The organism is Lysinibacillus sphaericus, assembly GCF_006864135.1.
Lineage (GTDB): Bacteria > Bacillota > Bacilli > Bacillales_A > Planococcaceae > Lysinibacillus.
In genome coordinates, this window is the sequence record NZ_SADV01000013.1 from 61,218 (window position 1) to 73,652 (window position 12,435).

14 protein-coding genes are annotated in these 12,435 nt (G+C 36.9%); 3 read left to right on the forward strand and 11 right to left on the reverse strand.

The genetic code is table 11. From position 1 onward, the window contains the following. Positions 1-42: 42 nt before the first annotated feature. A complete protein-coding gene (locus C7Y47_RS15595; protein WP_142509616.1) occupies positions 43-513 on the forward strand; it encodes a hypothetical protein in 471 nt (156 codons plus the stop codon). 72 nt (positions 514-585) lie between these two features. Here C7Y47_RS15595 and C7Y47_RS15600 read toward each other — a convergent pair whose 3' ends face one another. The 10 genes from C7Y47_RS15600 to C7Y47_RS15645 form a co-directional block, all read right to left on the reverse strand. Next, on the reverse strand, positions 586-1,308 hold the full coding sequence (locus tag C7Y47_RS15600) for an amino acid ABC transporter ATP-binding protein (RefSeq protein WP_142509617.1): 723 nt from the start codon (positions 1,306-1,308) through the stop codon (positions 586-588). Further along, positions 1,301-1,960: an amino acid ABC transporter permease gene (locus tag C7Y47_RS15605; RefSeq protein WP_132363591.1), complete on the reverse strand. Its 660-nt coding sequence runs from the start codon at positions 1,958-1,960 to the stop codon at positions 1,301-1,303. Before C7Y47_RS15605 ends, C7Y47_RS15600 begins: the two co-directional genes overlap by 8 nt. A gap of 84 nt (positions 1,961-2,044) precedes the next feature. Next, positions 2,045-2,842, reverse strand: a complete 798-nt coding sequence (locus C7Y47_RS15610) for a transporter substrate-binding domain-containing protein (RefSeq protein WP_142509618.1) — start codon at positions 2,840-2,842, stop codon at positions 2,045-2,047. A gap of 280 nt (positions 2,843-3,122) precedes the next feature. Next, complete coding sequence (locus C7Y47_RS15615; protein WP_142509619.1) at positions 3,123-3,482, reverse strand: Na+/H+ antiporter subunit G; 360 nt, start codon at positions 3,480-3,482, stop codon at positions 3,123-3,125. Further along, complete coding sequence (locus C7Y47_RS15620) at positions 3,460-3,744, reverse strand: Na(+)/H(+) antiporter subunit F1 (RefSeq protein ID WP_049663615.1); 285 nt, start codon at positions 3,742-3,744, stop codon at positions 3,460-3,462. The genes C7Y47_RS15615 and C7Y47_RS15620 overlap by 23 nt, the downstream gene beginning before the upstream one ends. Further along, positions 3,744-4,226, reverse strand: coding sequence for a Na+/H+ antiporter subunit E (locus C7Y47_RS15625; protein WP_142509620.1), 483 nt, complete (start codon positions 4,224-4,226; stop codon positions 3,744-3,746). Before C7Y47_RS15625 ends, C7Y47_RS15620 begins: the two co-directional genes overlap by 1 nt. Further along, complete coding sequence (locus C7Y47_RS15630; RefSeq protein ID WP_142509621.1) at positions 4,226-5,731, reverse strand: Na+/H+ antiporter subunit D; 1,506 nt, start codon at positions 5,729-5,731, stop codon at positions 4,226-4,228. Before C7Y47_RS15630 ends, C7Y47_RS15625 begins: the two co-directional genes overlap by 1 nt. Next, a complete protein-coding gene (locus C7Y47_RS15635) occupies positions 5,724-6,062 on the reverse strand; it encodes a Na(+)/H(+) antiporter subunit C (RefSeq protein ID WP_132363601.1) in 339 nt (112 codons plus the stop codon). The genes C7Y47_RS15630 and C7Y47_RS15635 overlap by 8 nt, the downstream gene beginning before the upstream one ends. Before the next feature lie 3 nt (positions 6,063-6,065). Then, positions 6,066-6,488, reverse strand: a complete 423-nt coding sequence (locus tag C7Y47_RS15640) for a Na(+)/H(+) antiporter subunit B (RefSeq protein ID WP_132363603.1) — start codon at positions 6,486-6,488, stop codon at positions 6,066-6,068. Continuing rightward, complete coding sequence (locus C7Y47_RS15645) at positions 6,475-8,889, reverse strand: Na+/H+ antiporter subunit A (RefSeq protein ID WP_142509622.1); 2,415 nt, start codon at positions 8,887-8,889, stop codon at positions 6,475-6,477. The genes C7Y47_RS15640 and C7Y47_RS15645 overlap by 14 nt, the downstream gene beginning before the upstream one ends. A gap of 765 nt (positions 8,890-9,654) precedes the next feature. Between C7Y47_RS15645 and C7Y47_RS15650 the strand changes: the two genes are divergently transcribed. After that, positions 9,655-10,341 carry a histidine kinase gene (locus tag C7Y47_RS15650; RefSeq protein WP_142509623.1) on the forward strand — a complete coding sequence of 229 codons (687 nt, stop codon included), beginning with the start codon at positions 9,655-9,657 and terminating at the stop codon, positions 10,339-10,341. Between the two features lie 37 nt (positions 10,342-10,378). Here C7Y47_RS15650 and C7Y47_RS15655 read toward each other — a convergent pair whose 3' ends face one another. Beyond that, positions 10,379-11,584, reverse strand: coding sequence for an MFS transporter (locus C7Y47_RS15655; protein ID WP_142509624.1), 1,206 nt, complete (start codon positions 11,582-11,584; stop codon positions 10,379-10,381). 117 nt (positions 11,585-11,701) lie between these two features. On the opposite strand from C7Y47_RS15655, the gene C7Y47_RS15660 reads away from it, so the two are divergent. Then, on the forward strand, positions 11,702-12,427 hold the full coding sequence (locus tag C7Y47_RS15660; RefSeq protein WP_436970112.1) for a DUF421 domain-containing protein: 726 nt from the start codon (positions 11,702-11,704) through the stop codon (positions 12,425-12,427). Positions 12,428-12,435 lie beyond the last annotated feature (8 nt).

Consider the following 12,435-nt stretch of genomic DNA (forward strand, 5'->3'; position numbering starts at 1 on the left):
TGATAAAATTTATTAAAAAATTATGAATAAGTGGTGCTTTATTTGTTAAAAAATACAACTATAATATCTTTTGCTTTAGTACTCCTCTTTTTTTGTATCGGATGTTCTAATAATGCCAAAAAAATTATATTGGATATAGCCGATGACAAAGGAAATTATAAAGAACGTATAGAAATTCTAGATAAAGACCAAGTTTCAATCGCACATAAAATTCTTAATAACGCTGAATGGGAAGAAGAAAATGAGGTATCATTTGGGTTATTAAAATATAGAATGTCTTTTGCTTTTATAGATTCCAATAAAGAGGTTAAGTCTTCTTACTATTTAATTTATATTTATTCAAATGAACAATTAATTTTGGTAGAGAATGACGCGAAGTTTACTAAATTATCAATAGAAGATTCGAAAAAATTATTTGATATACTACCTAGCGACACAGAATCGCTAAGGACTACTGTAGCTAATTTCCACACACACATAGCCGTAGAAAGTTACGGGGTCCTGAAGAGATAAAATGAATACCTCAACAAAAACAAAAAGCGCATTTAGACACTCCTTTTAGAAAGTCTAAATGCGTTATCTCGTTTATAATATTTTTTCTAAGAAATCCTTCGCACGCTGAGTAGATGGTGCTGCGAAAAACTGTTCTGGTGATGTATCCTCAATTAACTTTCCGCCATCAAGGAATAGTATACGGTCAGCCACTTCACGGGCAAAGCCCATCTCATGCGTTACGATTAACATCGTCATCCCAGTATCAGCAAGATTTTTCATAACCGCTAATACCTCTTTTACCATTTCAGGGTCAAGAGCAGAAGTAGGCTCATCAAATAACATTACTTTTGGATCCATTGCAAGTGCTCGGGCAATGGCAACACGTTGCTTCTGCCCTCCAGATAGACGGTTTGGATATTCATTGCGCTTTTCAAATAGGCCTACCTTCGTTAATAAATCTTCAGCCTTTTTAATCGCAGCTACCTTATCCATTCCCTTCACATTAATCGGTGCATATGTTAAATTTTCAAGTACCGTTTTATGAGGGAAAAGATGAAAATGCTGAAATACCATACCGACTTCTTCACGGATCTTCATAATGTTTGTCCCTTTGTCCGTTAGAACGTCGCCAGCAATTGTAATCTTTCCGCTCGTTGGCTCTTCTAATAAATTTAAGCAGCGCAGGAATGTTGATTTACCAGATCCTGATGGTCCAATAATAGCAATTACTTCTTTTTCTTTAATTTCTGTTGAAATACCTTTTAGTACTTCATTTTTTCCATATGATTTGTGTAAATCTTCAATTTTAATCACTTTTTCTCATTCCTTTCTCGATTCGTTTGCCAAGGAACGTTAATACAAGTGTCATAATGTAGTAGATTACACCTGCAAATAGTAAAGGTTCTAGATAGCGATATGTTGCACCACCAACAATGTAAGCACGACGCATAATATCAAGTGCACTAATAACTGTGACAACAGCTGTTTCTTTATTTAATGTAATAAACTCATTGACTAAAGATGGCAAAATATTTTTTATTGCTTGTGGGATAATAATATCTTTCATCATTTTTGCATACGGGATACCAAGTGCTTGTGCCGCTTCCATCTGTCCTTTATCTACCGCATTAATACCAGCGCGAATGATTTCAGAAATATAAGCACCTGAGTTTAACCCAAATGCAATAATAGCCGTTGGAACCGGGTCAATTTGAATATCTAATAACTGTGGCACTGCATAGTAAATAATCATTAATTGTAATACGAGCGGTGTGCCACGGAAAATGGATGTATAAAAATCTGCAAACCAACGCAAAACATTCACTTTACCAATTTTACATAACGCGAGTAATATACCAATTATAAAACCGATGATTGAAGCACCGATTGCAATTTGAAGTGTAACACCTATCCCTTTTAATATGTAAGGAATAGAGGGAATGATAGCTGTAAAATCTAAATTCACAGTGCCCCCTCCTTTCTTGTGTTCTTTTAAAGAAATGAAAGTATAAGCGATAGCTCGAAATAGAGCTATCGCAGTTCAACTTGCTTATTTAACTTTTAACCATTTTTCTTCTAGCTCTTTAATTTTGCCTTCAGCAGCTAATTCTTTTAATGCTTTGTTAATTTTATCTTTAAGATCGCTACCTTTTTGAACAGCGATTGCTTTGAAGTCTTCAGGTTGCTCTTTAACAAGGAACGCCTCAAGTTTATCATTCGTATCAAGATAACCTTTTGCAACACCACTTTCTACAATCCCAGCATCTAAACGTTTAGACATCATGTCTTGAATAATTTCAGGAATTCGTGTACGTCCTTCAACTGTTGCATCTACTTCTTTAGCAATTTTGTTGCCTAATTTTTCTTGGATAGAAGCGTTTTGAACACCGATTTTTTTACCAGCTAAATCAACTTCTTTTTTAATTCCACTATCCTTTTTCACGATAAACACTTGCTCTGTTTGATTGTATTTCTCAGAGAAATCTACAACTTTTTCACGTTCTTTATCAGGAGACATACCAGAAATAACAACATCCACTTTACCTGCTTGTAGAGCTGGTACTAGACTATTGAAGTCAATATCTTGAACTTGCATTTCTGCACCAATCTTGTCACCAACTAATTTAATTAAATCAATATCAAAACCAATAATGTCTTCACCTTTTGCAGCGTCAACATACTCAAATGGTGCATAATCAGATGAAGTACCTACTTTTAATACTTGCTTTTCTTCTGTGTCTTCGCTTGCATTTGATTTTTTATCGCTTACCTTATCATCTTTTGCGCCACATGCTGCTAATACACCAATTACTAGAACAAGCATTAGCATGAAAATTTTGTTTTTCATATTCATGATCCCCTTTTTTTATATTTTATTGTTTATGAAACTCGTGTTCTTGAAAATGACGAATGGATATTTATTCACTATAGAGAATAAATATCTATCTGCTAATAAGATATACTTTTTTGAAGTAATAATCAAGCTAATCTGAAAATATCCCAATAAAACATTATATACATAATTTTCAGATAAGTCAATTTACTCAGATTTCTCTATAAGAAAAAAAGCTCATTGCAGCAGTTATATTCAACAAAAGACCCCCAAAAATGGAGGTCCGCCACTTATTTTACTTTTCATCTGGAAATAGCTTTTCCTTCAACTCATCCTCCCCAGACCCTTCTGCTAAAGGTACACGAGAACGATACGCTGCACGACATATTAAATGCCCTGCTACAGGAGCTGTTACGAAGACGAAGATAATTCCTAAAATTAAACGTACACTCACATATCCATCATGCACCCAAAAGTAAATAAATGCACCTAGTAGACATGTTAAGACCGACAATGTTGAACTTTTCGTTGCAGCATGTGAGCGTGTGTAAACGTCCGGCAAACGAATCATCCCTAATGCACTAATAACACTTACAATGGAGCCAATCAATATAAGGGTAACTGCCGCCCATTCAATCATTTGATTTACGTTCAACAATCACACCTCTTTCAATATATTTCGTAAACGCAATCGTACCTATAAAAGCTAAAATACCCAATATTAAAATAGCTTCTAAATACGCCTTTGTTTTCAATATAATTGAGACGATAGCGATTGCTGAAAGTAAATTAACACCTATTGTATCAAGTGCTATGGCACGGTCGGGCAACGAAGGACCTCGAATCACACGAAACAGCGACAACGCAATCGATACACTGAATAGCGCAAGAGCCAATAGCAAAATTTTTTCAGTCATTAACGTGTCACCTCCATGATTGCTTGTTCAAATTTCCCTATAGAACGAATGACAGCTTCTTTTGATTGTTCAATATCCATTGCATGAATATAAAACATATCTCCCTCTTCACAAACTTCCATCACTACTGAGCCCGGAGTAAGAGTGAGCAACAACGCAAGTGCTGTTATTTCCCAATCTCCTTTAAGCACTGTTTTATACGTAAATATACCAGGCGTAATATTGAGCTTCGGCGTAGTAATTTGTCTTATTACACTATAACTCGATAATAGTAGCTCCCAATTAAAGAGCCATAATAATTTAATAATTGAAAATACACGTCGTAAATAAAATTGCGTGCCGTAAAAGCGATGCATAGCATATAAAATTCCTATTCCGACGATAAACCCCATTAAAAATGTCGAAAACTGCGGTATAACTTCATCCTGTAACAAGAGCCAAAGTGTTGCGATAAATAAATTTAAGATAAACTGCATCGCCATTATTTATTCACCTCACCTTGCCATGTCGTACCATCCAGGACTGCATCAATATAGATGGATGGTGTGTAGAGCGTTTTTGCTGCATCTGTTACATACGGAGCCATCCATTCAGCTCCAATTCCTAAGCCAATTGTACAAGCTGCCAATAATGTTAGTGGCAAGACCATGCGCTTTGGTAACGGCTTTTCATCCTCTAGACTAATAATGGTTTCTCCAAAGAATGAGGAGAGGAATATTCGTAATAGTGAATACAAAACAATTAAACTAGATAAAAATCCTAATCCTAGTAGAACAAAATTTCCGCCCTCAATAGCTCCTTGTCCAATTAAAACCTTCCCTAAAAAGCCACTTAATGGTGGTATTCCAGCAAGGGAACACATGACAATAAAGAATAGCCAACCAAAAAGAGGGTAATTTCGAATGAGCCCACTCATTTTATCAATAACCGTTTCGCCAGTAACGTATATCATCATTCCAACTGCTAAAAACAGCATGGCCTTAGCTACCATATCATGCATCAAATAATAGGTTACACCTTGTAAAGCTGACTCCGTACCGATCGCCAGACCAGCTACTATAAAGCCCACACCAATTAGGACATTATAAGAGGCAATTGTTCTTACATCTCGCCCTGCTAATGCTCCCATACATCCAGCAATAATCGTAACTCCCGCCATAATCCCTAGCACCATATGAGTCACTTCAGTATTCGTTGGGAAAAGTAATGTAAAGGTACGGACGAGTGCATAAATTCCAACCTTCGTTAATAATGCTGCAAAAAGTGCAGCTATAGCTGTTGGAGGTACACTGTATGAGCCCGGAAGCCAGAAAAATAATAGTAGGCCAGCTTTCAAGCTAAAAACAATTAAGAAAATAAGAGCCACTGTCGTTATTAGTGGGTTAGCTCCTGCCTCCATAACGCGGACAGAAATATGTGCCATATTCAACGTTCCAACTGTTCCATATAAAAAAGCTAATGCCACTAGGAAAATCCAAGATGCAACAATATTAATCAGGACATATTTTAACGCCTCGCGCAGTTGAACTTTATCGCCACCTAAACTAATAAGTGCATAAGAAGCAAGTAACATAACCTCAAAGCACACAAACAAGTTAAAAATATCCCCTGTTAGAAACGAACCGTTAACTCCCGCTACCATAAGTAGGACAAAGGGGTAAAAATACATCTTTTCAAAGCTCTTACCGATTGAAAAGATGGCATACAACAAACAAATGGCTGCGACAATATTCGCTACTAATACAAGAAGCATTGCGAATGAATCTGCAACAAATAAAATGCCGAATGGTGGTGCCCAGCCACTAAAATCAATACGCATCACACCTTGTTCTTGAATCTCTAGCAATAAAATGACACTAATAAGAACAACAAAGCTTAATGTCAATAAACTAATTATGCGCTGCAAAAAAACATTTTTACGTAAAAACACAAGTAAAATCGCCGTAATAACCGGCACAATTAATGGTAAGACAATCATATTACTCATCCGGCGTACCTCTCAATTCATCAAAATTCGCCGAATCGTTTGTTTTATACGCTCGGTAACCAAGAACGAGTACGAACGCCGTTACTGCAAAGCTAATGACGATTGCAGTTAAAATTAATGCTTGCGGCAAAGCATCTGTATAAGGACCTTCTGATTCTTCTAAGAGTGGGACATCCCCCTTTTTCAGTCCACCCATCGTTAATATCAGTAAATGTGCCGCATGCGATAAGACTGCAGTTCCTAAAATCACACGTAATAACTGTTTCGAGAGGATTAAGTACGTCGCAACAGCTACTAATACACCAACTAACACTAGTATTAAAGACTCCATTGGCTACTCATCCTCACTTATACTTAAAATAATTGTGACTACAACACCTACTACCGTTAAAGCCACGCCAGCCTCGAAAATTGTTACAGTCGAAAAGCCCATTTTCCCAAATATCGGGACATTTATATAACTATGTGTCTGCGTTAAAAACGGGACATCGAAAAATAATGAGCCGATTGCTGTGCCTGTCGCAAGTAATACGCCAAGCGCCGCAACTTTTTTAAAATCCAATGGCATTCCTTTATGCACCGTTTCAATGTCATATGCTAAATACAACAGAACAATGCCAGAAGCTAGTACGAGACCACCTATAAAACCTCCACCAGGAGCATGATGCCCTGCAAAGAATAGATAAATACCAAGGGTTAAAATAATGAAGACGACCGTCTTTGTAATAGTACGTAAAATGACGTCATTGATTTTCATGATCCGTTTCCTCCTTTCGTGGCTTTAGCTTCGTTAATGTATACACTCCTAAGCCTGCAATCAGAAGAACGACCACTTCTAGCATCGTATCAAATGCACGGAAATCGCCTAATATTGTGTTGACAATATTTGAACCACCCGCTAGTTCGTAGGAATCGTTGAAGTAAGTAGCCACTGGCTTAAAGCGATCAAAATGGACAACCGCTAAGCCGATTAATGTAACTGTGGCGCCAACGAAAATGGATAAAATCGCCTTAGACCATTGCTTTTTTTTCTTAGAAGCTTCAGGCATTAAATCGGGTAAATATTTAAAGCATAGAAGGAATAATGCAGTTGTTACAGATTCAACGACTAATTGGGTTAATGCTAAATCAGGGGCACGGAAAATAACAAAGAAAAATGCAATTGAATAGCCGAGTACGCCATTTAATAACATGGCTGTTACACGTCCCTTAGCGAAAATTATCCATACTGCGGCGAACATCATCACAAATACTAAAATGAGCTCATAAGACTCAATTGTGGAATCCTTCGCAAAATTAAATGCACTAGCATCAGACCAAATAAAATATCCTGCAATTAGCGCAACAAAAAATACATAGATGTAGATAAAATAATGCGTTAAATTGCCTGTCATATAACGATTAGTAAGCTTCGCACAACTATTTTCACTAAACTCAATCATACGATTGTAATACGTATTAAACGTATATCTTTGCGGGAATATCCGATACAAAGGCTTCCAGGTTTTTAACGTTTTAAATAAGATGACCCCAATAATAATTACACCGAGAGTCATTAACAATTCTGCATTTATGCCATGCCAAGCATGAATATGTGGTGTTAATTCACTAGTTGATGGGAATGTTGGATAAATACTCGCCATAGCAGGCTCTAAAATATAATGCCCTAGCACGTTTGGGAAAAAGAAAATCCCAACTACAAAAAGGCACAGAATGATTGGCGAAAATAGCATACCTAACGGAGCTTCATGCGGTTTTTTATCCAACTTATCTAGCCGTAGTTTTCCGAAAAATGTTCGACAGATCAAAATCATACAGTAAACAAATGTAAAGATACTTGCCACCCATGCCACTATTGGAAAGAGTAGTCCCAAATCAGCAATTGAAAATGCCTCTACGTTGCGAATCGCTAGTACCGCTGCGAAAAACATTTCTTTACTTAAGAAGCCATTAAATGGAGGTAAGCCTGCCATAGAAAATCCACCAATGACTGCAATTGTGAAAGTTATCGGCATTATGGCCATTAGCCCTCCGAGACGGCGAATATCGCGTGTGCCTGCTTCATGATCGACAATACCAACCATCATGAATAGTGCACCTTTAAACGTGGAGTGATTAATAAGATGGAACAACGCTGCAAAGCTTGCCTGCGTATAAAGAATAGTATCTGTAGCATAACCGTAATAATGACCTACCGATCCTAGCCCAAATAAGCTCATAATCAATCCAAGTTGACTAATCGTTGAAAAGGCCAGTAACGCTTTTAAATCGGTCTGACGCACAGCATTAAATGAACCCCAGAACAACGTTAGAAGGCCAATCACACTTACTAGCCAGAACCAAACAGCCTCTCCTCCAAATACTGGCGAAAAACGTGCAACTAAATATATACCGGCTTTTACCATCGTTGCCGAGTGTAAATAAGCACTAACTGGTGTTGGCGCCTCCATCGCATCTGGTAACCAAATATGGAAAGGAAACTGTGCGGATTTTGTAAATGCACCGATTAGAATAAGGATTAACGCTGGGATAAACAATGTATGATCTCGTATAACGCCTACATTGGCTACGATTTCGCGAATACTAAATGTACCCGAAGCTACATAGAGCATCAAAAAGCCTGCTAACATTGAAAGGCCACCAAAAACGGTAATTGTCATAGCTTTCCTTGCACCAGCACGAGATGCTTTTCGATGATGCCAAAATGCAATTAACAGGAAAGATGACACACTTGTTAACTCCCAAAATGTGTATAAGACCATTAAATTATCTGAAAAGACGACGCCAAGCATAGCGCCCATGAATAGTAATAAATAGCAGTAAAAATGGTGAAGAGATTCTTTCGTTGATAAATAAAAAATAGAATATAAAATGACTAAACTACCTACGCCCGTAATCAGTAAACCAAAAATCATACTGAGTCCGTCGAGATAAGTTGTGAAATTTATATTAAAAGAGGGAATCCACTCATATGTATGCATAAACGTTTTACCCTCGGCAATTTGAGGAATGTAGCGCGCGAGTAAAAGAAACAAGATGAATGGAACGGATAACACAAACCAGCCTAGATGTGCAACACGCCTTAGTCGCCTATAAAGTAGTGGAATAAGTGCAGCACAGACAATTGGTAAAAGAATCGCAAAGAGAACTGTAACCAAGTGAAAACCTCCTACTAACAATTTCGTTCAGCAACTGTATGATATGGTGCGAAAAACTTTGTATATGAGAAAATAACCGATAATAAAGTATTCCCAAATCTACTGAAGTTACTACTGTTTTATACTTTGCTTCACGCACAAAAATTTATAACAATTGCTGGAGATCCTTAAAAAAACTCACTAAAAATGAATAAAGCTAACTAACATATTAGAAATTCTCTTGAAATTTGATTCATGTAATAAAGTGTGTACTCCTTGAATCGGTAAACAAATGGTAAAGATCTAGCTCATTCAACATAGCACATATTTTATGCAGGGAGAAGCTTCTGGTGATTACACTGCATAAAACAAGGGGAATCTTTCAGGCTATGAACTTTATCTACTGAGAAGCCTAAATACCAATAGCGTATTGCCTTAGAAAATGGCATGACTTTTTGAGATAATATGTACACACTACCCATGTCACTATGGTGTACCAAGTCACTTGACTAACTAATTAACTAACTGCATAATAGTGTGGCATATAGAAGCAATTGGCTCAAATGCACGGAATGCATAATTCAAATAACTGTAAAATATAGAGATAACCCTGTTTCCTCAAGGTTTTCCCAATATATTATCATTAACTTTTATACGTTTTTTAGTATACAATATAAATGAGCATAATGCACTGTATCAGTATCGATTTTTGCTGTTTTAGGCTATTTTTTCAAAATCGACTGTAGAAATGACAAAATAACGACAAGATAAGAGGTGTTAATTTTTATGAAGCATGTAAAAGGGCGTTTAGACGAAAGTATATTAGTTTGTGTCTACTATGGGCTTAACGGTGAGCGATTAATACGACGTGGTCATAAAATGGCTACAATGTTAGATTGTCCGCTCTATATTCTTTCGGTCGATTCGCAACCCCTTGATGCATTTGATGCAGAGAAATCTAGCTACATTGAGCAATGGAAAAAGTTATCTGATGAGCTTGAAATAGAAAAGTTCATATTACAAGATAATGAGAAGCGCCCCATCCAAAAGGTTATTGCAGAAGTGGCAAAAAATTACGGAATTTCCCAAATCATCGTAGGCCAAAGTGCACAAAGTCGCTGGGAAGAGATTACAAAGGGTTCCTTTTTAAACGTCTTACTAAAAGAGGTTCCTTTCGTTGATTTTCACATTGTAGCTGTCCAACGTCCAACTGACGACGATGCGAACGATACATACGAAAAAGGTGTACGTGCTTATTTAATCCAAGAACACGAAGATTTTAAAGTAGCATTTACATGTCCTAAATATGTATCAATTGAAGGTATATTTTTCAAAGAGATTGGCACTGACTTTGATAATGGTATTTTTAAATTCACTTACAACGATAAAATGCATGAAGTTCACATATCAGAGGGCTATGTACTAGATATAGAAAAACTTCCAGCTGAATTTTTATCTCCATTACGCCAATAATAAAAACGCGTTTCTCAAACTTGAGAACGCGTTTATTTTACGCCGCCGAAGCTGGTTTATCCTTAGGTAAGAAAAATGCTACTAGTAATAATAAAGGGAGCAAAGATACAACCATCATCGTAAAATCAATACCCCTGTGATCCATTAATACACCAATTACCATCGCACCAATTGCGCCCATTCCGAAAGCAAACCCAGTTGTTAAACCAGCCATTGTACCAATTTTTGTTGGAACAAGCTCCTGTGCGTAGACAACTGTTACTGAGAAGCTAATCATAATGAGTGTACCGATAATCACTAAAAATATCATTGCTGCCCATAACGGTACATAAGGTAATGCCAAACAAAATGGCATCGGCACAACAACGGACAGTAAAATAACATTTTTTCTACCAATTCGATCTGATAATGAACCTCCGAAAAATGTGCCAACGACGCCAAAGGCCATAAAGGTGAAAATTAATATTTGTCCAAGACGAAGACTAACATCATAATGATCCATTAAATAAAACACATAAAAACTTGTAATATTAGTTGTATAAAATGATCTCGCAAAAATAATCGTAAATAGTAACGTCAATGCAATGCCTACTTGTTTCTTTGTTAATGGGGGTAAGTTAGAAACTAATACTCGTTTTTTCTTTGCCATACGTTCTTGCTCCAACTGCTTTTTATACCACTTTGCAATTTTACTTAATAGTAGAATACCAATTGCTGCCACTACTAAGACAATTGCGGCACCACGTTGTCCAAAAATAGCAAAAATATAAGCACTAATTAGTGGTGCGAGTGCTTGCCCAGAGTTACCTCCAACTTGATAAATCGATTGAGCAAGTCCTCTTTTTGAGCCTGCCGCCATAAATGAAACACGGGAACCCTCAGGATGGAAAATAGCTGAGCCAAACCCTAAAAATAATACTGCAATAATAATTATCCAATATTGTGATGTGAACGCTATAATAGCAATGCCTATGAATGAGCTTGCCATACCAATCGGTAGTGCGTAAGGCATCGGCTTTTTATCGCTAGCAAAACCAACAATTGGCTGTAAAGCAGAAGCAAACATATTTAATGCGAACGAAATAAGACCTATTTGTGTGAAAGTTAGCCCTAAATCACTCTTCAATATCGGGAACATCGCCGGAATAACTGCTTGCATCGTATCATTGATAAGATGGGCAACAGCTATTGCAATCATAATTGGATAGACTGGATTATTTAAATTTTCTATTTTCTTATTCATGTCGCCACTACTTTCCAATTTTATTCAATCTCCATTTATAAGAGATCGTCGCATACTATTAACCTTTTTGCACAAGCTATTCATTGAAATAGCAGTTTTAAGGGAGTTGATTTATGTATGAATATAGACGAATTTTTTAAAGCTGATTTTTGGGAAATGATACTTAGGTCCACACTTTCCTTCTTTGCGTTACTCATCGTAACCCGACTACTAGGAAAAAAACAGCTTGGACAGCTTACATTCTTCCACTATACAACAGGTATCACATTCGGTTCCATTGCATCAGAAATAGCAGCACAGGCTGAGACACCCTTTTTAGATGGACTCATTGCCCTCATTTGGTGGAGCGTTTTAACGTATTTAATGACCATCATTACCATTAAATCTAAAAAAGCTCGTGTAATTGTTGATGACAAGCCAACAATCCTAATTCAAAACGGCATTATTTTAGAGTCTGCCTTAAGAAAAAATCGTCTGCATATGGATGAGTTAGCGATGATGCTACGGGAACAAGCCATATTCTCTATACAAGATGTGCAATATGCATTACTTGAAACGACGGGTAAATTAAGTGTGTTACCAAGACCCGCTGAGCAACCGGCTACAAAGCAAGATGTTAAAGCTGATGTTACGCCACCAACCTATATACCAACAGAAGTGCTTTCTGACGGTCAGGTTATTTATGAAAATTTAGTTGAACTTGAATTGACTGAAGATTGGCTTATGAAAAAGCTGAAAAAGCAAAATGTCCAAGCCGTTGAGGATGTTTATTTTGCTCAGGTTCAAACAAACGGCTCCCTCTATATAAGCATGAAGGATAAAGCAAGACGATCAAGCTCTTAACAGCTTGT